Consider the following 22,959-nt stretch of genomic DNA (forward strand, 5'->3'; position numbering starts at 1 on the left):
CCTGACTGGTGAGACCGGCGGGCTGGGGCGTGTGCCGTCAGGCCGACGGGTCCTCGACGCGGTTGCCGCGGATGAGCCAGGTCGGCTCGCCGCCCTCGACCAGCGGGACGATGGTGTCGAAGAACTGCTTGAAGTACGGGCCGGCGGCGTGGGTGTTGAACGCCTCAAGGCTTTCGTAGCCCTCGTTGAGGTAGAACCGGTTCGGCTTCTCCTCGTCCTGGATGAGCTCGAACCGCAGCGTGCCCGGCTCGTTGGCGTTGGACTCGCGGCCGTCCAGGTGCGAGGCCGCGATGAACTCGTCGACCTTCCCGGGCTTGACATCGAAGTAGACAGCAACGTGATACATCGCGAACACTCCTCGAGGATTCTTCACGGAAGACGGATTCAAATACCGCGATCGGTATTCATGTGGCTTTCCGCCCTCCTCTTAGCTAGGAGCAATTCCATCAGAGGGGAAGAGTCTGTGGACCGGCTTACCAGGCCCCCTTGTAACTAGTACTCGCAGGGCTACCCTGGTTTGACCACGCATCTGACCAGCAAGAACGCGAGGTGTGTAATTGTTACCGCCGGTTACTCCATTTGGGTTGCACCTTTGCGAACGGCGTATCTAAAGATCTTTGGGTGCGTTGTCGCGGATACGCGAAGGTGAGACGCCGAGCGACCCGAGTTGGTGATGTTGATTCGACGGCGGTGGGACGCGGCGGCCAAGTTTCCTTTAGCGCGACGAGCTGGGATGTGACAAGAACGCTCAGACGCGGATGCATCGCGGATTGCGCGGTGCAACTGGCTTTCCGGATGGCGTCGGTGACCCGCCGCCGGGTGGTCGGCTCGCCGATGCACAACACTTACCCGGCATCGCGTGCCTCGCGCGGGCTCATGCCATACGCCGCCTTGAAGGCGTGACTGAAGTGGGCCGGGTCGGGGAAGCCCCAGCGGCTGCCCACGGCACCCACGGGGAGGTGGATGAAGACCGGATCGACAAGGTCACGGCGGCACTGAGTGAGGCGCCGCTCCCGGATCCACCCCGAGACGGTGTGGCCCTGTTCGGCCAGCAGCTTGTAGAGGTAGCGGCGCGAGATGTGGTGGGCTGCCGCGATCCGGTCCGGGCCCAGTTCGGGATCGGAGAGCCGCTGTTCCATGTAGGTGAGGATGCGCTGTCTGAGCACCTCCCGCCCGTCATCCTCCTTGTGTGCGGCCGCGCTGCCATGCTGCGTAAGCAGGGCGCCCAGGAGATCGAGCGCACTGTCCGCGAGCCGGTGCGCGCCCACGCGGTCCAGCTCCCGCACCTGACGGGCCAGTCCGCGCAGGAACGGCTGGACGACCGGCCCCAGTCCCTCCCGGCACGCGATGGCCGTCGCGTTGACCCGCCTCAGATCCTGCTCCGTCAGCCGCAGCAGAGGGCGCGGGAACATCAGCACGAGCATGCGGTACGGCAGGTCGAAGTCGAGCGTGTACGGGCGGCGCGTGTCGTAGAGTGCCAGCTCACCGGGGGCCAGCAGGGCCTGGCGATCCGCCTGGGCCAGCCGACAGCGGCCGGCCAGTTGCAGACTCACCTTGACGAAGTCGGGCTGGTCGGCGGCGATGTGTCGCGGGGTGTGGGTGACGCCGTGCGGCTGTGCGGCCACGACGGAGACCTGCACGGCACCGAGCTGGGAGGTGTGCAGGGACGCGTGGAAGTCGGAAGCCTGGCCCGGTACGGCCTCCAGGGGGACGAAGCTGCGGCGGACCGTCTCCCGCCAGAACTCGAATCGGGCGTCGGACGTGTCGTCCCGTGATGTCGTCACCGAGGGCATGGTGCTCTCCTCTGCGGAACGGGGCCCCGGGGTGACTCAGCCGAGTCCGTCCGCGCCGACCTGCACGGCCGACTCGTCCAGCAGGGCGTCGGAGACGGGCTGCTGCCGTCCGTCGAGGTCGAGGACCGAGGTGGCCTCCTTGTACCAGGATTCGATCACGGCGTTGCCCCAGAAGTCCCGGCGGCGGTCGTCGTGCACGTTCCAGCGGTACGTCTCGTGGTCCGGGTCGCCGGTGTAGTAGTCCGAGGTGTAGATCTCCACCCGGTGGCCGTCGGGATCGCGCAGGTACAGGTAGAAGGCGTTGGAGACGCCATGTCGGCCCGGCCCTCGCTCGATGTGGTGTTCCTTGCGCAGCGAGCCGAAGATGTCGGCGCAGCGCAGCACCTGGTGCGACTCGTGGGTAGCGACGCCCAGGTGGTGCAGACGGGGCCCCGCGCCGCCGGTGAAGGCCACGTCGTGGACGGTCTGTTTGCGGTACATCCAGGCCGCGTACAGCTCGTGCTCGTCGCCCTCGATGGTCTCCGAGCAGCCGAATCCGAGGGACCTGTAGTGGGCGTAGGCGGCCGGGATGTCGGGGGTGCAGATGTTGAAGTGGTCCAGGCGGGCGATCTCGGCGCCGCGGCGCAGGTCATAGCGCTGTATGAGGCGCTCGGCGCGTTCGATCTCGTGGAAGAACTCCACCGGGAAGCCGAGAGGGTCGATGACGCGTACCGCGTCCCCGACACCGTGGGCGCCCTCGCCCTTCTTCAACCGCTTGACCGGGCGGCCGAGTTGGCGGAAGAACTTCTCCGCCTTGTCGACGTCCTCGGGGGTGCGGACCCGGTAGGCGATGTGGTCGAGGGCCGCGGTCTCGCCCTTGCGCAGCACCAGTGAGTGGTGGGTGAGCTCGTCGGTGCCGCGCAGGTAGAGAGAGCCGGTGTCCTCGTACTGGATGTGGAAACCGAGCATGTCGACCCAGAACCAGCGAGCAGCGCCGAGGTCGGTGACCGCCAGTTGGGCGTAGGCGGAGCGGATCACGTCGGGGGCGTTCATGAGGCGGCTCCGAAGCGGGGGGTGTGGACGTCGCCGAGAGCGACGTGGATGATCTTTGACTCCGTGTAGAAGTCGATCGAGTGCGCACCGCCCTCGCGGCCGACACCGGAGGCCTTGACGCCTCCGAAGGGCGTGCGCAGGTCGCGGATGTTGTGGGAGTTGAGCCAAATCATCCCGGACTCGACGGCGTGCGCGATGCGGTGGCCGCGCTTGAGGTCCGAGGTCCAGATGTAGGCGGCCAGGCCGTACTGAGTGGCGTTGGCCAGCTCGATCGCCTCGTCCTCGGTGTCAAAGGGCGCGACGGCGACGACCGGGCCGAAGATCTCCTCCTGGAAGATCCGGGCGTCGCGCTCGACGTCGGCGAAGACCGCAGGCTGCAGATAGTTGCCGGCCGCCAGATGCGACGGCCTTTCGCCGCCCGCGACCAGGCGGGCCTCCTTCCTGCCGATCTCGATGTAGTTGCGCACGTGTTCGTAGTGCTCGGGGTGGACCAGCGCGCCGACCTCGGTAGCCGGATCGGAGGGCGGACCGACCCGGACGTTGGCGGCCCGTTGGGCCAGGCGGCTGGTGAACTCCTCGTACAGTGGGCGCTCGACCAGTACACGTGAACCCGCCGTGCAGCGCTCGCCGTTGAGGGAGAACACCCCGAACATGACCGAGTCCAGGGCGGCTTCGAGGTCGGCGTCGGCGAAGACGACGGCCGGGGACTTACCGCCCAGCTCCATCGACGTGGCCTTCAGGTGCTGCGCCGAGGAGCGGATGATGTGGCGGCCTGTGTCCGTCGATCCCGTGAAGGAGATCAGCGGCACGTCGGGATGGTCGACCAGTGCCTGGCCGGCTTCCTCGCCGATGCCGTGCACGATGTTGACCACGCTGGCCGGCACCCCGGCCTCCGCGAAGATCTCCGGCCACAGCGAGGCGGACAGTGGGGTCCACTCGGCAGGCTTGAGGATGAGCGTGCAGCCCGAGGCGAGGGCCGGCGCGAGCTTCCAGCTCTCCAGCATGAACGGGGTGTTCCAGGGAGTGATCAGTCCGGCGACGCCGACCGGCTTGCGTACGACGTAGGAGAACTGATCCTCGCCCTGCCGGAAGGCCTCCTCGCCGAGGGCGGCGATCACGTCGGCGAAGTAGCGGAAGTTCTCGGCGGCACGGCGGGCCTGGCCGCGGGCCTGGGTGATGGGCAATCCGGTGTCGTACGTCTCGAAGGCGGCGAGGCGGTCGTGGCGGGCTTCGACCGCGTCTGCGATCCGGTACAGGATGGTCGTGCGGGCCCGGTTGGACAGGCCCGCCCAGCCGGGAAAGGCCGTGCGGGCGGCGGCCACCGCCCGGTCGACGTCCGCCGACGTTCCGCGCGCGGCCTGGGCGTATACGGTGTTGGAGACGGGGTCGGACACGTCGAACGTACGGCCGTCGGCGGCGTCGACGAGTTCGCCGCCGATCCAGTGCCGGATGACCGAAGGCAGGTTCTCAGGACTCACTTGTCTGTTCCGATCTGCGCGGTGAGGTCGCCGCCCTCGGCGAGCAGCGCGCGGATCCTCGCCAGGCCGGCCTCGGTGGGGGAGACCAGTGGCGGGCGGACGAAGCCCGAGGAGATCCGGCCCTGCTGGGCGAGGACCCACTTGGCCGGGGCCGGGTTGGTCTCGACGAACAGCAGGTCGACCAGTGGGTGCAGCGCGTAGTGCAGGTTGCGGGCGGCGTCGAAGTCACCGGCCTCCCACAGCTCGTACATTCGCGCCACGGCGTTCGGGGCGAGGTTGGCGACGGCGGAGACGAACCCGGCGCCACCCAGTGCCAGCAGCGGCAGGCACAGCAGCTCGATGCCGGACCAGACCAGCAGCGACCGGCCGCAGGCGTGCAGCACCCGCGAGAAGTGCTCGAAGTCCTTCGTCGTCTCCTTCACCCCGACGAAGTTGTCGAAGTCGCCGAACAGCCGCCGTACGGTCTCCGGCTCGATGTCGACGGCGGTGCGCGAGGGCACGTTGTAGGCGACGACCGGCAGGTCGGGGAACTCCCGGGCCACCGTCGCGTACCACTGGTACAGCGCCTCCTGGGTGGGCCGGGCATAGTACGGGGTGATGACGAGAGCCGCGTCCGCCCCCAACTCCTTTGCCGCCGCAGTGAGTTCGAGGGTCTCGTCGAGCTTGTGCGAACCGGTGCCGGGCAGGAAGGGCACCCGGTCGCCGATCTCCTCCACCGCCGTGCGCATCCCGGCGATCCGCTCGGCGACAGACTGGGCGCTGGGCTCACCGGTGGACCCGCCGAGCGAGATGCCGTGCGAGCCGGATTCCAGCTGGAAGCGGATCAGCGCGCGCAGGCTCTCGTGGTCGACGGCGCCGTCCGCGGTGAACGGTGTGACCACCGGGGCGATGGACCCGCGGATGGCCGACGGGTCGCTGCGGAACTTCACTGTGACTCTCCCTTGCACCAGTTCTCATAGGCGTCCCGCCAGTTCGACCCCAGCGGATACAGGCCCTCGACGCTCTCGCCCGCCGCCACCTGCTCGGCGATGAACCGCTCCTGCCGCTCCTGCTCCCGGCAGTCGGCGACCAGTTCGTCGGCGAGCTCGGGCGGTACGACGACCACGCCGTCCGCGTCGCCGACGATGAGATCGCCCGGTTGGACCAGGGCCCCGCCGCAGGCGATCGGCACCCCGGTGTCCCAGGGGACGTGCCGGCGACCGAGGACGGAGGGGTGGCTGCCCGCCGCGTACACCGGAAGGCCCAGTTCCGCGACGGCGGCGCTGTCGCGGACCGCGCCGTCCGTGACGACCCCGGCCGCGCCCCGCGTCCTGGCCCGCAGGGCGAGGATGTCGCCGAGCGTGCCGGCGCTCGCGTCGCGGCGGGCGTCCATCACCAGCACATGTCCTGGGCGCAGTTCCTCGATCGCCCGCTTCTGGGCATTCATGCCGGTGCCGTGGCGCTTGAACAGGTCCTCGCGCAGCGGCAGATAGCGCAGCGTGTGGGCGACCCCCACCATTGCCCTGCCGTCCGTACTCATCGGCCCCACGCCGTCGATCGACATGTGCGGCAGTCCGCGCGAGCGCAGCTGGGCGCTGAGCGTGGCCACGGAGACCGAGCGCAGCTCTTCCGCGAGACGTGGGTGGAGCAGCGGCTCCGGCTCGTACGCCGCTCCGTACGCGGCCTCGCGCTCGGCCGGGCTGGCCTTCGGCATCGCGCCGTAGGCCTTGAGGGCGGGCCCGTCGGCGATGGGGTTGCGCAGCCGTCCGGTCGACAGTTCGTCAGAGCTGACCTCGACCTCGACGAGGTCACCGGGTGAGACGACCGAGGCGCCCGCAGGGGTGCCGGTCAGGATCACATCACCCGGCTCCAGGGTGACCAGCCGTGACAGATCGGCGACCAGTTGCCCGAAGGGGAAGAGAAGCGTGTCCGTGGTGTCGTCCTGCACCAGCTCGCCGTTCACCCAGGTCCGCAGCCGCAGCGCGGCCGGGGCGAGCCGACGGGCGTCCAGCAGACGCGGACCGAGCGGGGTGAAGCTGTCGGCCCCCTTCGAGCGGAGGTTGGAACCCCGGTCGGCGTAGCGCAGGTCGTACACGCCCGCGTCGTTGGCGGCCGTCACCCAGCGGACGTACGACCAGCCGTCCTCGGGCGCCACCCGCTGTGCGCGGGAGCCGATGACGAGTGCGATCTCGCCCTCGAATCCGAGGAGTTCGCAGCCGGCCGGCCGGACGATCGCCTCCTTGGTGCCCGCCAGCGACGACGGCGGCTTGAGAAAGTACGACGGCTGTGCGGGCAGCCGTCCCCGCTCCTGGGCCCGACTGGGATAGTTCAGGTGCACCGCGACGATCTTCGTCGGCGGGTTGCCGAGCGGGTGTGTCATCAGGAACGCTCCAGGAACGCCTGCACCCGAGCCTTGTAGGGCTCGCGGTCGTACGACTTGACGTACGCGCCCGCCATGCGGACCGGGTCGCCGAAGAAGTAGTACTCGTACAGCGCCTGGCGGCTGGAGAAGGCAGAGATGCAGGTGTCCCACACCAGGCGGAAGAGCTTGACGCGCTCGGCGCCGGTCAGGGTCGCGGATTGCAGGTAGGCCTCGATGTCGGTGGCGGCGGGGCCGGTGATGTCGAGTTCGGTTGGGGTGGCCATCAGGCCGGAGGCGCCGAGCTTGCGCAGGATTTGCGGGAAGCGCTGGTAGAGCTTGGGGTAGAGATTGCGGGCGGCGTTGAGCGGGGCGAAGGCGGGGGTGAGGACGCCGTATTCGTTGACCTCTGCGTCGGCCTCTGCGGCACGCAGGAAGGCGCGCAGCATCTCCAGGGTGGCGATGATCTCGGCGATGTCTTCCTGGACATGCTGGAACTGCTCGATGCCGATGGCCTCGGTCAGCAGCGACACCAGGCCGAGGATGTACTCGGTCTTCGCGGTGGTGCGGGTGACGACCTGGTGGGTCATGTGCACGACGGACGAGGTCTGCGAGTAGAAGCCGTTGCACAGCTCCGCGTCGCCGAGCGCGAAACAGCGCTCGTAGGGCACGTGCACGTCGTCGAAGACGACCACACAGTCCGACTCCTCGAAGCGGGAGGCGAGGGGGTGGTCATGGCGTGGTCGGTCGTAGTCGAGAGGCTCACGGGCGATGTAGCGCAGTCCCGGGGTGTCGTTGGGGATGGCGAAGGCGTAGGAGTACGGCTTGTCCTCCGGGGTGCCGCGCAGCACGGTCGAGGGGAAGACCAGCATCTCGTCGGCGAACGGCGCGATCGTGGCGAGCATGCGCGCACCGCGGATGACGACGCCGTTGTCGTCCTCCTTCACGATCCGCGCCGCCAGCTTGCCGCCGGCCTGCTGGGTGCCGGCAACGGACCGGTTGACCTGCGGCGGGATCAGCGTGTGGGTGCACAGCAGATCCTCTTCACGGACCTTCTCGTAGTAGCGACGGATGTTCTCGCCGAAGGCCGGGTTGGCCTGGGCGAACCAGTCGGCAGCGGAGGCCAGCGCCATCAGCGAGCTGTTCATGTAGTCGCCGGTGCGGCCGAGCATGCCGTTGCTGTGGTCGGCCCACACCTTGAACGCCTTGCGGCGCTTGACCAGGTCGTCCGGGGTCGTCGGGGTGAGGAAGGAGGTGCCGACCGGCTCACCGGACGTGGGGGAGGTGTAGGTCAGTGTGTCCTTGTGCTCGGCGCTGTGCTGGAGGTCGTACAGCTCGGCGTACGTGCGGACCACGTTGCGGAAGGCCGGGTGGTCCTGGATGTCTTCGGTGACGGTCTCGCCCTGGATGTGGACGGTGGGGCGGGAGGCGGAGAGACGTTCCAGGTATTCCTTGCCGGTGCGTGCGGCCATGGTGGTGCTCCTGAGGAGAGGTGAGGGGCGTCAGATGAGGTGTTCGATGCCGTCGGTCGACTCGACCGCCGTGCCGAAGCGGCTCCAGGCATAGGTCAGGGCGTCGCCGTCGCGGTGACCGAGGTCGGTGACCCGTCCGAGGACGAGGGTGTGGTCACCGCCGTCGTACGCGCCCCACGGCTCACACTCGACCCAGCCGAGCGGATGGGCGAGGCGCGGCACCCGGGCGCCGACCACCCAGCGGGGCTCGGCCGCGGCCGGTGCTCCGGCGAACTGCCGGGCCAGCGGCTCCTGTTCGGCGCCGAGGACGTTCACACAGAACGGCCGGTCGAGCAACTGGTCATGGCACCGGGCCCGCCGCGCGACGCTGATCAGCACCAGCGGCGGATCGGTGGAGACGGACGTGAAGGAGTTCATGGTGGCCCCTCGCGGGCCGTCATCTCCGGCGTACGTCACGACGGTGACACCGGTGACGAAGCGTGACATGGCGGCGCGCAGGGCGCCGGGGTTGGGCGGGGCGAGGGCTTGGGACACGAGTGACTCCGTTGGCCGGGAAGATCTGTGCCTTCCTGCCGGAAGGGCAGACGATGGCTAGAGGTGCAGAGCAGCTCATATATGGATCAAAGCATGTAATCAAAGCTTTGATTAATTGGGGACCGTACTCCGTCGATCACGGCTTGGGAACCCCTTGGCAGGAAAGTTCTTGAGCGCTGCCTATCATGTCCGCACCGATCAGCCGATCACCGCGCCGCACACCACCGCACGCTGGGGTTGTGCCGGGCGCCCAGCAAGGGGAGGCCCCCATGACGACGACACCTGACCACCTGCACACCTTCATCGCCGACTTGCCCAAGGCGGAACTCCACGTCCACCACGTCGGCTCCGCCTCCCCGCGCATCGTCTCCGAACTCGCCGCCCGCCACCCCGACTCCAAGGTCCCCACCGACCCCGAAGCCCTCGTGGACTACTTCACGTTCACGGACTTCGCGCACTTCATCGACGTGTACCTCAGCGTCGTGGACCTGATCCGCACCCCCGAGGACGTTCGGCTGCTGACCTTCGAGGTCGCCAGGGACCTCGCCCGCCAGCAGGTCCGCTACGCCGAGCTGACCATCACGCCGTTCTCCTCGACCCGCCGCGGTATCGACGAGAAGGCGTTCATGGAGGCGATCGAGGACGCCCGCAAGGCAGCGGAGTCAGAGTTCGGCACGGTGCTGCGCTGGTGCTTCGACATCCCGGGCGAGGCGGGTCTGGAGGCGGCCGAGGAGACATCGCGGCTCGCCACCGACGACCGGTTGCGCCCCGAGGGGCTGGTCTCGTTCGGGCTCGGCGGGCCCGAGATCGGCGTCCCGCGCCCGCAGTTCAAGCCGTATTTCGACCAGGCGATCGCGGCCGGCCTGCACTCCGTCCCGCACGCCGGTGAGACGACCGGCCCGGAGACGGTCTGGGACGCCCTCACCCACCTCCGCGCCGAGCGCATCGGACACGGCACGAACTCCTTCCAGGACCCGAAGCTTCTCGCCCACCTCGCCGAGCACCGCATCCCGCTGGAGGTGTGCCCCACCTCCAACATCGCAACCCGAGCCGTCCGCACGCTCGACGAGCACCCGATCAAGGAGTTCGTGAAGGCGGGGATCATCGTCACGATCAACTCCGACGACCCGCCCATGTTCGGCACCGACCTCAACAGCGAGTATGCGGTGGCCGCAAGGCTTCTCGGCCTCGACGAACGGGGCCTGGCGGAACTCGCGAAGAACGCCGTCGACGCGTCCTTCCTCGACGGACCCGGCAAGATCAGGATCAAGAACGAGATCGACAGCTACACCGCCGCCAGGCTCGCTCCCTGAGCCCACCACCACGGGCGCATGCAGAAGCCGGCGGCCGTGGTGCCGCGGCGATTCCTGCCGCATCCGTGAGGAGACGAGCGGCTCCCTGCGCTCCGCGCTCGAACTGGGCCCGGACGCGGTGAAGATCGACATGCGGATCACCAAGGACGACGTGCCGGTCCTGCTGCACGACGACACCCTGTCGCGGCTGTGGGGCAGGACCGGCCGCTGTTCGGGCTGTCGGCGGCCGAGATACGGGGGGCTGACACTCGCATAGGCATTGCGTGCCACGGATTGATCCCGGGCGGCCCCGCAGGTGGCCGGACCGAGTGCGAGTCGGCATGGCGTACGACTCTCGCGGTAAGCGGGCTTACCGCGAAGACGCCGAATAAGGCGACCAGACCGGGCCATGCCCACACGTGGATGCGATGGCCTCACCTCGACCGGCTCGGCATGCCCCGCCGATGCCGGGGTGCCAGACCTACCGGTCCCGCACCCATGTCGCTGTCGTATCGACATGAGTCGCTCGCCCGTACGACCTGTCGGCTGAATACCGTCCCGCACACGCTCCGGCTGAAGCGGCGGAGCAGGGGCGTTTGGGCTCCTTCTGAGGGAGCTACGTGCTGGAGTCGACCTGTTGGCCTTCGGCCTACACTCCGGATGTGACCCAGGAACACCCCGAAGCCGAACACCTGCACTTCTGGTCTTTCATCGACCACGCGGTCTCTCGCGCCGGCCGGGAACTGCCAGGAGTCGACCCGCTTGCCATGCGCTTGGTGCTCACCCTTCATCGGGCCGCCAACATGCTCGTATACGACCTGGAGTCCACGGTGCACCGTCCGCGCGGTTGGTCCTGGCCGGGTTTCCGCGTGCTGTTCGCGGTCTGGCTCTCGGGCCCGGTCGAGGCGAAGAAGGTCGCCGAACTGTCCGGTATGAGCAGAGCAGCTGTGTCGGCTCTGGTGAACACCCTCGAACGGGACGGCCTCGTCAGTAAGGAGCGCGCACCCTACGACGGGCGTGCGGTGCAGCTCACTTTGACCGAGGCGGGCCGTGCGGCGATCGCCTCCGCCTTTCGGGCGCACAACGAGCGGGAGCAGGAGTGGGCATCCTCGCTGAGCGAGGAGGAACAGCACACGCTCATCGACCTGCTGGGCAAACTCACCGCCCACTCGACTCACTTCCAGGCCAGGCATCGCCTGTGACGCCTCTGGGGTTCACCGCCAAGAGCGGGGCTCGGTGCGGATGAGATGGACGGCGCCCTCGGGACGGTCCGCAGACGGGCGGGACCCATGTCGGGGCAAAGGCCCTCGGCCGGATGTCTCCCGCCGAGGCCGGCAGCTTCTTCGGCCGGCGGGAGACGTCCGCCCGTGTCGCCGTCTCAGTGGGCGACGGTGAACCTGCGGAGGCGGTGAGCGGGCTTCTCGATCTCGTCGAGCAGGGCAACCGCGTAGTCCTCGGCGGAGATCGAGTCGCCGGCCGGGGAGTCCTCCCCGAGGTTGTAGGTCCCGGTGCGCTCGCCCGGCTGGATCACCGGAGCGGGGGACAGGAACGTCCAGTCCGCGCCGTCGCCCAGAGCGCGCAGGTATTCGAGAGCCTCCGCTCCGATGAGTGCCTCGGCGTGGTAGATCTCGGGAAAGGCCGGGTGATCGAGCAACGGCTTTCCGTCCACGAGCAGCGATCCGGCACCCCCCACGACCACGATGCGCGTGCCGCCCAGTGTCTGGACGATGTTGCGCAGCTGCTCCAGGTACTCCCGCATCACGCCGCCGGTGCGGCTCGGGCCGATCGCCGACACCACGACGTCCACCTCACCTGCGATGCCCGTGGTCAACTCGCTGTCACCAGCGTCGCCGCGCACCGTACGCACACCGGCCTGGGGCTGCCCACCGCCGGACCGGCTGACACCGACGACCTCATGCCCCCGCGACAGCGCCTCGGCCACGACCCGGCTGCCGATCATGCCTGTTGCCCCGTAGACCGCGATCTTCATGGTCGTGACTCCTTCGCCAACAGCCGGACCGTCCGGCCACGCAGCCAGAAGGTAACCAATGGATACTGAGTACTTCAACGTGCTATAGATACCTCATGGTTACTATTGCTCCGCCTCGTCTGGTCGACCGTCTCCGGGCCAGCCGGACGCAGGCCTACCAGGGCGACCTCTTCGACCCCGATTGTCCGACCAGGCGTGTACTCGACCGGATCGGTGACAAGTGGACGGTGCTCGTCGTACTGCTGCTGACCGACGGCCCGATGCGGTTCTCGGAGCTGCGCGACCACCTCGGCCGTGTCGCACCCAAGGTGCTGACCCAGACGCTGCGCCGGATGGAACGCGACGGCCTGCTTACCCGCCAGGTCTTCGCCGAAGTTCCGCCCCGGGTCGAATACACCCTTACCGACCTCGGCCACTCCCTCAGCGAGCCGATCGCCATCATCGGCGACTGGGCCGAAGTCAACGTCCACCGGATCACCAGCGCTCAGGCGGCCTACGACGCCAATGATGAGTAGGCGTGCAACGTGTGTCTGACAGCTGGAAGAGGCGCTCGCCAGACCAGCATGGGCGTATTCGGCGAGAAGCGCACTCGTGAACTCTCAAGCGCTGGGCCGGGCAGCCGCCGCGGGCATCAGTGCGCCAGAACGAGATGGCCATAGTCGGGCAACGTGAGGTTGTTGACCGCTCGCTGCATCTCGCCGAAGGTCTTGAACGGCAGATAGGGCAGGGAGGCGATCGCCGCGTACTGCATCACGACCCCGAGCCGACTGCGGGCCGTGGAAGTGCGTTCGAAGCTCTGACCGACCGCCTGGTTGCTGGCGGCGTAGGCACGCAACCGTGCCTGGTAAGAGGGGAAGGCCACTGTGTGGTCGCCGCCGGCCGCGGCGAGTTCCCCGGCGAGGACGAAGGCACCGACCACGGCGAGACTCGTGCCCTGCCCGGACAGTGAGGAGGGGCCGTATGCCGCATCGCCGACGAAAGCGGTCCGGCCCCGCCACCAGTGGGGAAGGTGGATCTGGGCGGCCGCGGCGAAGTAGAAATCCGGCGCGGAATCCAGACGGCTCAACAACCAGCGCGTCTCCCAGCCCGCATCGGCAAAGCGCTCGTGAATGAGTGCTTTCTGGGCGTCCAGGTCGTGGTGGTCGTAGTCGAACTCGGGGGAGCGCAAAGTCAGGAACGCCATCGCCTCACGGTTGTCGTGAATGCTGCGGATGGCCACAGTGCGGCCGGGTTCCGCGTAGACGCGCATCCAGCGATTCAGGCCGAGGTGATTGGGCACGGTGAAGAAGCAGACGTAGTGGCCGAGGTGATGCCGGTACCGGGCCTCCTCGCCGAAGACGAGCGACCGGGTGTCAGAGTGCTGCCCGTCAGCGCCCACCACCAGATCGAAGTCTCGCGTCTTTCCGCTCGCGAAGCGTACAGAGACGCCGTCAGGGCCCTCCTCGAGCGCCTCGATGCGATCCCCGAACACGTACTCCGTACGGTCCTTCGCCGCGTCGTGGAAGACCTCGGCGAGATCGCCGCGCAGGATTTCGAGGTCGGCGATCAGGCCGTCTCCGTCAAACTGGTCGGCGCGGAGGGTGGCGACCTTCCGGCCGGAGCGTGTCACGAAGGAGGCGCCGTCGGTCTCCGTGCGCGCCGCGCGTACCTCCTCCTCCAACCCGATCCGGCGCACCGCTTCCTTGGCGACACCGCGCAGATCGACGGCCTGGCCGCCGGGCCGCAGCCCGGGCCAGCGCTCCACGACCGTTACTTGGAAGCCGTACAGGTTCAGGCAATGGGCGAGTGCGTTTCCGGCGACGCTCGCGCCGGAGACGAGGACGCGCTTGTGTGAACTGCCCTTGCGCTCGGTGGTGTAGCTGCTCATGCGAAGAGCCTGGCTTCTCAAGTGCGCTTGAGCGCAAGCTCCAGTAGTGCTTGGGCAGGCCCATGCGGCGATGGTGGGTCTCTGCTCGATCGAGGCGGGGAGTTGACCAGTGCCGGTGGGGCGGGATCTGTCTGTGGACCCAACTGCTGGAGGGGCACCGCAAATCGGTGGAGCCGATGGCCTCGCGGCTGGGGATGGACGGCAACTCGGAGGCCTGCGGGAGACGGAAGGCTCTGCTCCGCCCAGATGTTCTTTCCGGATGCGGCATACCTGGTTCCCCAGCGGTGAGTGAGCTGCGCGACCAGAAACAACCCGCGTCCCCCCTCGTCGGTGGTGCGGGCGTGGCGCAGGCGGGGCGAGGTACTACTGCCATCGGACACCTCGCAGATGAGCACCGCTGCTTCTCGTATCAGGCGCAACTGGATGGGACCGCTGCCGTAGCGGATGGCATTAGTCACCAGTTCACTCACCACCAGTTCGGTGGTGAACTGAAGTTCATCCAGACCCCATTCCGTCAGCTTGCCTGCCACGAGAGCCCGCGCCTCCGGGACGGCGGACGGATCGGAGGCCACATCCCAGAGCGCGACTTGGTCCGCGTCCAGAGAGTGCGCACGTACAAGGAGCAGCGCGACGTCATCGCGTGGCGGGCTGGTGAGCAGGGCGGATGTCAGCCGGTCACAGAGCTCCTCCAGGGTTGGCGCAGGCCGGGCGGCCATGGTGGCGAGACGCGCCAGGCCGACGTCCGCGTCGGCCTGGCCAGCCTGGATCAGGCCATTGGTGAACAGTGCGCGGAGTGTGCCATCGGGCATGTCCACCTCGACGGACTCGAACGGCAGGATTCCGAGGCCGAGGGGCGGTCCGGCCGGCAGGCCGGGGAAGGTGACCACCCCCGCGGGACTGACGACCGCCGGGGGCAGATGACCCGCGCGGGCCAGGGTGCACCGGTGGGTGACTGGATCGTAGACGGCGTACAGGCAGGTGGCCCCGAGTGCAGAGGTGCCGGCATCCTCGTGGATTTCCCCGGCCGCTTCTTCGGTGTCTTCCTGCTCCAGGAGGCTGATGACGAAGTCGTCCAGGTGGGCAAGGAGTTCGTCCGGCGGTATGTCCAGATCGGCGAGCGTGCGGACCGCCGCGCGCAGCCGGCCCATGGTGACCGCGGCATTCATCCCACGGCCTGCCACATCCCCTACGACAAGGGCGACACGCGCTCCGGACAGTCGGATCACGTCGAACCAGTCACCGCCGACAGGGTTCGGGATGTCCGCCGGGAAGTAGCGTGACGCCACGTCCAGGCAGGTCCCGCTGGCCAGTCCACGAGGCAGCAGGCTCTGCTGGAGAGCCAGGGCCGCATGGTGCTCACGGGTGAAACGACGCGCGTTGTCGATGCACACGCTGGCCCGGGCCAGGAGTTCCTCGGCCAGACTGACATCGTCCCGGTCGAAGTCGTCGGGCCGCTGGGACCGCGCGAAGGTTACGATCCCCAGCCGGACGCCCCGCGCTTGCAGGGGCACCACAAGCACCGAGTGGATGCCGAAATTCTGGACTCTGTCCACCCGGTGCGGGTCCTCAGCGATCCATGCGCTGTCGGTCAGGTCGACGAGTGATTCCAGCACCGGCACGCCCTCGTTCAGGCAGCGGCCAGAGGGCGAGTCGGGAAAGCGATGCATCACGTCTCCGACCGAGACGGTCGACTCCGGGCAACCCGGGTGAATCGACTGCTGACTCACACGGCGCAGAGCGGGCCGGTTGCCGACCGGGCCAGGGGGAGGTTCGTTTCCATGGAGCACCGGCTCCAGCAGATCGACGCCTACGGCGTCGGCGAAACGCGGCACCGCGACCTCGGCAAGTTCCTCGGCAGTCCGCAGGACGTCCAATGTGCTGCCGATGCGGCGCACCTCCGTAGGTGAGCACGTCGTTCACCCAGACGTACCTCAGGTCTGTGTCCAGCACGACCACACCCACCGGCGCGTAGGTGAGCAGCGGCTCCAGCATCATCCGGCTCAGTTCCATGTCCGGGGTACGGCGGGCGTCCTGGGCCAGCACGGCCCACTCCATGCCCCCGTCCGAATCACGCAGGGTTATGACTCGTACGGCAAGCGTCACCAGCCTGCCCTCGCGGTGCCTTATGGTCACCAGGCCGCTCCAGCCGCCCTGGGCACGGCACGACTCGATCACGGCCGCCGCGTCCCGCGGATCCTCGACATGATCGAGCAGGGTGGCCGCAGGCCTGCTCAGCACGTCGTCCCTCAGGTAGCCGACAAGCTTTTGCGCAGCGCGGGTCCAGCCGGTGAACACCCCCTGCTCATCCAGCAGGGCAAGGCCGATGTCCGCCACCTCGAACGGGCTCACCAGCTCGCCGGAACCAGTCGTCTCTGGGACTCGCATGGTCGGCCGTCCGACATCCGTGCTTGGCGCTCTTCCCCATCATCTGCCGGACGTCTCAGGGCCGCCAGAAGGCCCGACGCCCAGACCGCCGGTGCGCATATTCTCCAGGCATATGCGCCGGGCGCGATCTCAGGCTCAGCTCACCGGGAGGAGGGGCGGCCGTCCTGGGGGCTCGTCCGCCCATCCACGTCGAGAGGGCCCAGCATCGACTCGGCAACGAGTCGCAGCTCCGGCCAGGCGCGCTCCGGCATCACCGCCCCACGGTGCTCCAGCGGGCCCTCGAGCGCCATCAGGATCCTCCGGTCCAGGTATGCGGTGATCACCGGGCAGTTGGTGTAGTCGTCCTCGCGGCATTCCAGGATGTGCGACAGGAGGTCGTGGGCCTCCTGTAACTGTCGGATATGGGAGGCGAGTTCGTTCCGGCTCTGACGCAGGAGTGCGTTGCGGAGCTCGTGACCCTCGCTCTTCACGACGGCGGCGGTGTCCCGGATGCCGAGCGCACCGTCCTGCCGCCACAGGTGGACGAGGACCAGCCGGCGCAACGCCGGATGATCGTAGTGCCGAATCCGGGAACGGCGGCACGACGCCGGAACGAGGCCGATGTCGTCGTAGTACCTGAGTGTGGACACGGGAGTCGCGAACGCCTTGGACACCTCGGTGATCGAGTACAGCCCTTCTGCGACGGTCATGTGCTCCGCTTCCTCGTTGTCGGCCTTGGCGCTTCAGGTGTCAGCCGTGGGCGCGGCGTCCCGGTCGGCACTTCGCTGTGGCGCAGATGCCGACCGGGACGTCAACGGGTCACCAGGGCAGGGTGGTTCCCTCTTCGGTGGCGTCGGAGCAGGTGAAGGTGCCGGTCGGGCCGTCGTCGGGCAGGGTGGCCATCCGGACCGGCATGCGGGCGCCCTGTTCCAGACTGAGGATTCCGGTGTTGCCGTTGGCGTCCGTCGGGACCCAGTTAGGGGAGACGGCGTTGACGAGGATGCCCTCGGCGCGCAGTTCGTTGGCGTACATGACGGTGAGGGAGTTCACCGCGGTCTTCGACATGCTGTGGCTGAGGATCACGGGGAACTGGCCGTCGGGGAAGGCGCCGGTGGGGTCGTGGTTCTCGGCGGCGGCGGTCAGGGATCCGATCACGCTGCTGATGTTCACGATGCGGGCCGCGTCGGAGCGGCGTAGGAGGGGCAGCATTGCGTTGGTGACTCGGACGTAGCCGAAGACGTTGGTCTCGAAGGTGGCCCGGAGGTCGTCGATCGGGGTCTGGCTCGGGGTGTGCCAGGCCAGGCTGATGCCGGCGTTGTTGACGAGCGCGTCGAGACGGCCGCTTTCCTGCTCGATCTGCTTGGCGGCCAGGGCGATGCTCGCCTCGTCGGTGACGTCGAGCGGTGCGAAGCGTACGTCGTGGCCTAGGGCGCGCAGTTCGCTCGCGGCCTGGCGGCCGCGTTCGCCGTCGCGCGCGCCGAGCCATACGGTCGTGCCGAGTTCGGCGAGCTGGTGGGCGATGGCGCGGCCGACGCCCTTGTTGGCGCCGGTGACGAGCGCGATGCGGCCGGTGTGAGTGCTGGAGGTCATGCCATATGCCTTACGTGGGAGAGGGGTTCAGGCCGCGGGGGCGATGTTCTTGTTGAAGCGGAGCAGGTTGTGCGGGTCCCATGCGGCCTTGACCCGCTGGAGACGGCGGAACGTGGCCTCGCTGCCCCATACATTGCGCCGCCAGTCCTCGCCCTGGTCGGTGGTGAGGTTGACGTAGCCGGTCGGCAAGGTATGCGGGGCCAGGGCCGAGGTGGCGTCGGCGGCCCACTGGTCGTAGCCGGCGTCCTGGTCGGGGGAGTCCCACAAGGCGACGGCCTGCCAGACCCATGCGGCACCGGCACGGGGGAAGGCGGTGGCGTCTTCGGGGACGTCCTCGGTGATGGCGCCGCCCATGGCGATGAGGTTGAGGGTGCCGCCCCATCCGGGTGTGGCGGCCGTGGCGCTGTCCAGGACGGCTGCCGCGGCCGCACCGGTGATTGCGGGCAGGTAGCCGCTGCGGGAAGCGGCACGTTTCCCGTAGGGGGCAGTGGCGTCGAGCATGCTGTTGGCCTGCCGCCAGGTGGTGGGCTGGATGAGGTTGACCAGCGGGGTGCCCAGGCCGAGCAGCGGCTTGAGGACGTCGTCGGCGGTTGCTGGGTCGCCGGTGTAGACGGGGGTGAGGATCAGTACCGGGCGGCCGTGCGCCTGTTCCGGGATCATGGGCAGGGGCGGGGCCGGCGTGACGGTGGCGACCAGACCGAGTTCGCGTGGGGCGGCGGCCATGACCTCGTCAAGGGCGGTCAGGATGCCTGGGACGTCGTGCAGGCCGTAGACGGCGAACCCGGCCACGGCGTCCGTGCCCATCGGATGGGCCCGGTACTCGAAGCTCGTGACGACGCCGAAGTTGCCGCCGCCTCCACGCAGTGCCCAGAACAGCTCTTCTTGGGTGCCGGCATCGACGCGGACGCGGCGTCCGTCGACGGTGACCATGTCGCAGGCGAGCAGGTTGTCGACGGTGGCGCCGTAGCGGCGCATCAGGTGGCCGATGCCGCCGCCGAGGGTGAGGCCGGCGATGCCGGTGGAGGTGACGGTGCCGGAGGGCACGACCAGGCCGTGTTCCTGGGTCGCTGCGTCCAGCTCGCCGAGGGTGACCCCAGCCTGGGCCCGCACGACCCGCGTCTGCGGGTCGACGGTGACGGCGCGCAGCAGGGACAGATCGACAACCAGGGCGCCCCCGGGCATGGCGTAGCCGTCGTAGCCGTGGCCGCCCCCGCGTACCGCGACAGGCGTCTTGATGGCCGATGCGTAGCGCAGTGCGGTGACCACGTCGTCCTCGTCCAGACAGCGGGCGATCAGAGTGGGACCCTCGTCGTTGGCTCGCTCGTTGTTCACCCGCCTGGCCTCGTCGTAACCGGTGTCACCGGGACGCAGGACTTCCCCTCGAAACTCCGCCGGGAAATCCGCGAATGCACCATGGGTGGCGCTTGCGCTCGTCATGTTTCTTCACTCCTGCAGTGGGGATGGACGAGCGCCAGTCTTCCGAGCCATACATGTCATAGAGCGTCATGTATTACAGGTCACATCGAGTTGCACGGCTCGGAGCCCGCGGCAGGGCATGGAGAGTTCTGAGTGGGGCCTGGACAGGCGGTCGGTCATGAGGGCAGTGGCAGTTGAGCCCAGATGATCTTGCGCCTGCTCGACCGCGTACTCGCCCAGCTCGGAGAGCAGACCGTCCACGTCGTCTTGGTCGACGACGTACTTCACACACACGACGACCCTCGTCGCTTAGAGGTCGTTGTCTCCCACTGTTTCATCCCGGAGTGCGTATTTAATCCGCTTATATCAGGTCTCGCCAGGTCTGTCCTGTAGTGATCTCCAAGTGTGCGGACCCGGCTGTCGTGACCGACGTGGTCTCGCGTACGGCTGGTCGCTGCGCGGTCGTCATCCTTGTCGAGACCGCGCTGGGCATAGAACAGGCCACTCTGCTCTGCCGGACGCCCGGAGTGATCCGTGCAGCCCTGGGCAACGTGGACCTGGCGACCGAGTTGGGCGTGGACCCCGCCGACCATCTCGCTCTCGCCTACGCGCGCAGCCGCTTGGTGGCAGCTTGCGCTGCAGCGGGCATCGCCCCGCCACTGGACGGGGTGACGACCCGGCTCGACGCACCTGAGGTGCTGGCTGCGGACGTCGCGCACGCCCGCCGGCTCGGATTCAGCGGCAAGCTGTGCATTCACCCGGCGCAACTTGCCGCCGTGGCAGGCGGATTCGCCCCCACTGCGGAGGAACTGGCGTGGGCGCGCTCAGTGCTGTCCGCCGTCGAGGGCGCATCGCGGTCGGTGGGGAGATGGTCGACCCGCCGGTATTGGAGCGCGCTCGACGCCTACTGCCTGATACACGCACTGGAGCAACGGGAATCACAAGTTCTTCGGTCTTGCGGGTTCGGCGGGCTTCTGCGCCTCAGCCCCGCGGGCCAGGCCAATCTCGACCTCGGCTCCGACTACCTGGAGCTGAGCACCGCCGCCACCGAGGTCGGCGAAACCTCGCGGGAAGGGGGCTGCGTCAGCCGACTGCGTGGAGGGGCGCGTCGGTCTCCGCGACCGACGCGGCCATCATCGCGGAGAGCAGTCCGGGGAAGCGCTCCTCCATGTCCTCGGTGCGCAGCGAGTTCATCTTCGTCGTCCCCACGTAGTACTGCCGGATCACTCCGGCCTCCCGCAGCACGTTGAAATGGTGGGTCAGGGTCGACCTTGACACCGGGGTGTCGAACGTGCCGCAGCTCTTGTCCTGGTTCGCCTGGGCCAGCTGCGCCACCACCGCACGGCGTACCGGGTCCACGAGTGCCTCCAGCACCTGCTGCAGCGAGACCTCCGCCATGGCGGGATGTTCCAGCGTCCGGGGGGCGGTGCGGGGGCGGGCCACGATGACTCCTTCTGGCCTGTTCGATGTGACAGACCATGGTACGACCCTTGTCGAATTTGATGGGGTGCGCGGCGCCAGCCGCACACCGTGCGGGCAACCAGGCGCCGAATGCTGCGGTCGTCAGGTCACTCGGGAATCGTGACGACGATCTTGCCGACCTGGGAGCCGGCCTCCAGGTAGCGGTGCGCGTCGGCGATTTCGTCGAGCACGAAGGTCCGGTCGATCACCGGGTGCAGCAACCCGCGGGAGAGACCGTCGAGGACGAACTCGACTGCGGCGCCGCGACGCTCGTCGTCCTGGGTGACTTCGAAGAGTTCGTAGCCGCGCAGGGTCAGGTGCTTGCCGAGAACATCCATGACCGGCAGGGCCATGTCGCGCGGGTCCAGAGCTCCGTAGTTGACGATGATGCCGTGCGGTGCGGTGGCTGCGGCCAACTGCGCCACGCCGGGCCCGCCCACCGGGTCGAAGACGACGCGCGCGCCGTGGCCGTCCGTGAGCTCACGGACACGGGCGACGATGTCCTCTTCCTGGGTGGCGATGACCTCGGACGCGCCGGCCTCCAGGAGCTGGTCGCGCTTGCCGCTTGTGCGGCTGAGGGCGATCGGCGTCGCCCCGACCATGCGGGCGACCTGGATGGAGGCGAGGCCGACGCTGCTGGAGGCGGCGGGCAGGAGGACAGTGTCGCCGGCCTGCAGTTGGGCGATGTCGATCAGTCCGCCGTAGGCGGTGATGTACTGCATCCACACCGCCGCCGCTTCCTCCCACGACAGTGAGGCCGGGTGCTTCACCACCGCGGAGGCGGGCGCGAGGACGAGCTCGCCGTGAACGCCGTAGTCGGTCATCGCGAACGCCGGCACGACGCTGACCGCGTCACCGACGGACACGTGCTCGACGCCCGGGCCGACTGAGTCGACGATGCCGGAAGCTTCGTAGCCGATGGAGGACGGGAACGCCGGATCGACCACGTACTCGCCCGTCCGGAACATCACTTCGGCACGGTTCAAGCCGAGAGCACGTGCGCGGATGCGTACCTCGTCCTTCCCGGGAGCCGGCACGTCGACGTGATCGAGGTGCAGCACGTCTGCGTCGCCGGTCGCGTGGAAGCGCACGTTCCTGCTCATGGGAGAACTCCAAAGGGGTGAGGGAGGCCGGCCGAGAACTCACGACAGGTGACGTCTGTGTTGTCGGCCGTGAGGTGTTCCAGTACGACATAAAATTCGATGGCTGTCAAAATTTGATGAGGGTGAAAGTTTGACGCTTGTCAAAACATGTGTTTGGGTGGACCACCTCGGACATCGATCACCCGTGGAAGCACTGTGAGCAACGCACTGGCCCGTCTCCTGCACCCGGACGGCACCCTCACCCTTGGCCTCGAGCTGCCCCTCGACAACGACTGGGGACCAACTCGACTCCTGAGGGATCATTCCGCAGGGCATCCCCGCGGGGTTCCTGACCTGGACTCGCACACAGAACGCGCACAGCTGGCTGACCGCTTGGGCTTCGCCGCGCTTTGGGTGAGGGACGTACCCCTGTTCGACCCGGTGGACTTCGGCGATGCCGGCACCGTGTTCGAGACCTTCACTCACCTCGGACACCTGGCGGCAGTGACCGAACGCGCCGTACTCGGCACCGCTGCTGTCGTCCTTCCCCTGCGGAAACCGCTGCTCGTGGCCAAGGCGGCCGCTACCGTCGACTATCTCTCGGGCGGCAGGTTCGTTCTGGGGCTTGCCGGCGGGGATCGCCCGGTGGAGTATCCGCTGTTCCGCGAGGACTTCGAGCAACGAGCTGCCACATTTCGCGAAAACCTCGCCATCCTGCGGCAGGCATGGGCCGTGCCGGCTGCTGGTAGCGGCATCACAGTGCCTGCACTCGGGCTCAAGGCCGAACGGAAACTGAACGTCCTTCCCAAGCCCGGTGGCGGAAGTGTGCCCGTAGTGGTGGCGGGCCGGGCTGGGCAGGACCTCGACTGGCTCGCTGCTCACGTCGACGGATGGTTCAACTACCCGCGAGACCTGCAGGTCGCAGCCAAACACCTTGCGGACTGGGGAGCGCATACCAAGGCTCTGGGGAATCCGAAGCCCTATCTCGCGCCCATGCTGCTCGACCTGACCGAAGACCCGAGCACCCCCCGCAGCCCCATCCGGCTGGGCCTGCGTACCGGCCGTAAAGCCCTACTCGAACACATACACGCCCTTAACGACCTGGGTGTGGCGCATCTGACCCTCAACCTGCGCCCGGGGGATCGCCCTGTCGAGGAAGTGCTGCACGAACTCGCCGAAGAGGTTCTGCCGCACTTCCCGACACCTCAGGCGTGAATGCCGCAGTCCGCCCGGAAACGCTCGCTCACAGC

19 protein-coding genes and 4 pseudogenes are annotated in these 22,959 nt (G+C 68.1%); 6 read left to right on the forward strand and 17 right to left on the reverse strand.

Features of this window, described 5'->3' with window-relative positions:
- Window positions 1-37: 37 nt before the first annotated feature.
- From ABZ928_RS20175 to ABZ928_RS20210, 8 genes are all read right to left on the reverse strand, one after another.
- Window positions 38-346 carry a putative quinol monooxygenase gene (locus ABZ928_RS20175; protein WP_361520416.1) on the reverse strand — a complete coding sequence of 103 codons (309 nt, stop codon included), beginning with the start codon at window positions 344-346 and terminating at the stop codon, window positions 38-40.
- 499 nt (window positions 347-845) lie between these two features.
- Window positions 846-1,793: a helix-turn-helix domain-containing protein gene (locus tag ABZ928_RS20180; RefSeq protein WP_361520419.1), complete on the reverse strand. Its 948-nt coding sequence runs from the start codon at window positions 1,791-1,793 to the stop codon at window positions 846-848.
- Between the two features lie 36 nt (window positions 1,794-1,829).
- Window positions 1,830-2,825: a 3,4-dihydroxyphenylacetate 2,3-dioxygenase gene (gene hpaD / locus ABZ928_RS20185; RefSeq protein ID WP_361520422.1), complete on the reverse strand. Its 996-nt coding sequence runs from the start codon at window positions 2,823-2,825 to the stop codon at window positions 1,830-1,832.
- Window positions 2,822-4,303: a 5-carboxymethyl-2-hydroxymuconate semialdehyde dehydrogenase gene (gene hpaE / locus ABZ928_RS20190; RefSeq protein WP_361520425.1), complete on the reverse strand. Its 1,482-nt coding sequence runs from the start codon at window positions 4,301-4,303 to the stop codon at window positions 2,822-2,824. Before hpaE ends, hpaD begins: the two co-directional genes overlap by 4 nt.
- Window positions 4,300-5,232 carry a 4-hydroxy-tetrahydrodipicolinate synthase gene (dapA, locus tag ABZ928_RS20195; RefSeq protein WP_361520428.1) on the reverse strand — a complete coding sequence of 311 codons (933 nt, stop codon included), beginning with the start codon at window positions 5,230-5,232 and terminating at the stop codon, window positions 4,300-4,302. Before dapA ends, hpaE begins: the two co-directional genes overlap by 4 nt.
- The gene (locus ABZ928_RS20200) at window positions 5,229-6,662 is read right to left on the reverse strand and encodes a fumarylacetoacetate hydrolase family protein (RefSeq protein WP_361520430.1); all 1,434 of its coding nucleotides are present in this window, start codon (window positions 6,660-6,662) and stop codon (window positions 5,229-5,231) included. Before ABZ928_RS20200 ends, dapA begins: the two co-directional genes overlap by 4 nt.
- Entirely contained in the window at window positions 6,662-8,113 is a 1,452-nt protein-coding gene (hpaB, locus tag ABZ928_RS20205; protein WP_361520433.1) for a 4-hydroxyphenylacetate 3-monooxygenase, oxygenase component, read from the reverse strand. The genes ABZ928_RS20200 and hpaB overlap by 1 nt, the downstream gene beginning before the upstream one ends.
- Window positions 8,114-8,143: 30 nt before the next feature.
- The gene (locus ABZ928_RS20210; RefSeq protein WP_361520436.1) at window positions 8,144-8,647 is read right to left on the reverse strand and encodes a flavin reductase family protein; all 504 of its coding nucleotides are present in this window, start codon (window positions 8,645-8,647) and stop codon (window positions 8,144-8,146) included.
- Window positions 8,648-8,816: 169 nt separating this feature from the next.
- Here ABZ928_RS20210 and ABZ928_RS20215 point away from each other — a divergent pair.
- From ABZ928_RS20215 to ABZ928_RS20225, 3 genes and pseudogenes are all read left to right on the forward strand, one after another.
- Window positions 8,817-9,960: pseudogene (locus ABZ928_RS20215) on the forward strand (adenosine deaminase).
- A gap of 61 nt (window positions 9,961-10,021) precedes the next feature.
- Window positions 10,022-10,156, forward strand: a pseudogene (locus ABZ928_RS20220) (glycerophosphodiester phosphodiesterase family protein); the annotation flags it as partial.
- Between the two features lie 445 nt (window positions 10,157-10,601).
- Entirely contained in the window at window positions 10,602-11,141 is a 540-nt protein-coding gene (locus ABZ928_RS20225; protein WP_361520439.1) for a MarR family transcriptional regulator, read from the forward strand.
- 176 nt (window positions 11,142-11,317) lie between these two features.
- On the opposite strand, the gene ABZ928_RS20230 is transcribed toward ABZ928_RS20225, so the two are convergent.
- On the reverse strand, window positions 11,318-11,929 hold the full coding sequence (locus tag ABZ928_RS20230; protein ID WP_361520442.1) for an NAD(P)H-binding protein: 612 nt from the start codon (window positions 11,927-11,929) through the stop codon (window positions 11,318-11,320).
- Between the two features lie 95 nt (window positions 11,930-12,024).
- Between ABZ928_RS20230 and ABZ928_RS20235 the strand changes: the two genes are divergently transcribed.
- Window positions 12,025-12,444: a helix-turn-helix domain-containing protein gene (locus tag ABZ928_RS20235; RefSeq protein ID WP_361520445.1), complete on the forward strand. Its 420-nt coding sequence runs from the start codon at window positions 12,025-12,027 to the stop codon at window positions 12,442-12,444.
- A 116-nt stretch (window positions 12,445-12,560) separates the two neighbouring features.
- Here the strand turns inward: ABZ928_RS20235 and ABZ928_RS20240 are convergent, their stop codons facing one another.
- The 6 genes and pseudogenes from ABZ928_RS20240 to ABZ928_RS20265 all read right to left on the reverse strand — a co-directional run bounded on the left by ABZ928_RS20240 (window position 12,561) and on the right by ABZ928_RS20265 (window position 19,187).
- Window positions 12,561-13,796, reverse strand: a complete 1,236-nt coding sequence (locus ABZ928_RS20240) for an FAD-dependent monooxygenase (protein WP_361520448.1) — start codon at window positions 13,794-13,796, stop codon at window positions 12,561-12,563.
- A 17-nt stretch (window positions 13,797-13,813) separates the two neighbouring features.
- On the reverse strand, window positions 13,814-15,691 hold the full coding sequence (locus tag ABZ928_RS20245) for a SpoIIE family protein phosphatase (protein WP_361520451.1): 1,878 nt from the start codon (window positions 15,689-15,691) through the stop codon (window positions 13,814-13,816).
- Window positions 15,692-15,884: 193 nt separating this feature from the next.
- Window positions 15,885-16,181 (reverse strand): annotated as a pseudogene (locus tag ABZ928_RS20250) (PAS domain S-box protein); the annotation flags it as partial.
- Between the two features lie 140 nt (window positions 16,182-16,321).
- Window positions 16,322-16,870, reverse strand: a complete 549-nt coding sequence (locus ABZ928_RS20255) for a MerR family transcriptional regulator (RefSeq protein ID WP_361520453.1) — start codon at window positions 16,868-16,870, stop codon at window positions 16,322-16,324.
- Between the two features lie 109 nt (window positions 16,871-16,979).
- A complete protein-coding gene (locus ABZ928_RS20260; RefSeq protein WP_361520455.1) occupies window positions 16,980-17,750 on the reverse strand; it encodes an SDR family oxidoreductase in 771 nt (256 codons plus the stop codon).
- Between the two features lie 27 nt (window positions 17,751-17,777).
- Window positions 17,778-19,187 (reverse strand): FAD-binding oxidoreductase, encoded by a 1,410-nt coding sequence (locus tag ABZ928_RS20265; RefSeq protein ID WP_361520458.1) that lies wholly within the window; start codon window positions 19,185-19,187, stop codon window positions 17,778-17,780.
- 410 nt (window positions 19,188-19,597) lie between these two features.
- On the opposite strand from ABZ928_RS20265, the pseudogene ABZ928_RS20270 reads away from it, so the two are divergent.
- Window positions 19,598-19,867, forward strand: a pseudogene (locus ABZ928_RS20270) (aldolase/citrate lyase family protein); the annotation flags it as partial.
- 382 nt (window positions 19,868-20,249) lie between these two features.
- Here ABZ928_RS20270 and ABZ928_RS20275 read toward each other — a convergent pair.
- Both ABZ928_RS20275 and ABZ928_RS20280 read right to left on the reverse strand, forming a co-directional pair.
- Window positions 20,250-20,564 carry a helix-turn-helix domain-containing protein gene (locus ABZ928_RS20275; RefSeq protein WP_361520745.1) on the reverse strand — a complete coding sequence of 105 codons (315 nt, stop codon included), beginning with the start codon at window positions 20,562-20,564 and terminating at the stop codon, window positions 20,250-20,252.
- Window positions 20,565-20,734: 170 nt separating this feature from the next.
- Window positions 20,735-21,730: a zinc-dependent alcohol dehydrogenase family protein gene (locus ABZ928_RS20280; RefSeq protein WP_361520461.1), complete on the reverse strand. Its 996-nt coding sequence runs from the start codon at window positions 21,728-21,730 to the stop codon at window positions 20,735-20,737.
- 195 nt (window positions 21,731-21,925) lie between these two features.
- Between ABZ928_RS20280 and ABZ928_RS20285 the strand changes: the two genes are divergently transcribed.
- A complete protein-coding gene (locus ABZ928_RS20285) occupies window positions 21,926-22,924 on the forward strand; it encodes a TIGR03571 family LLM class oxidoreductase (protein ID WP_361520464.1) in 999 nt (332 codons plus the stop codon).
- The last annotated feature ends 35 nt before the right edge of the window (window positions 22,925-22,959 follow it).

The sequence above is a fragment of the Streptomyces sp. NPDC046909 genome (genome assembly GCF_040644695.1).
Taxonomy (GTDB): Bacteria; Actinomycetota; Actinomycetes; order Streptomycetales; family Streptomycetaceae; genus Streptomyces.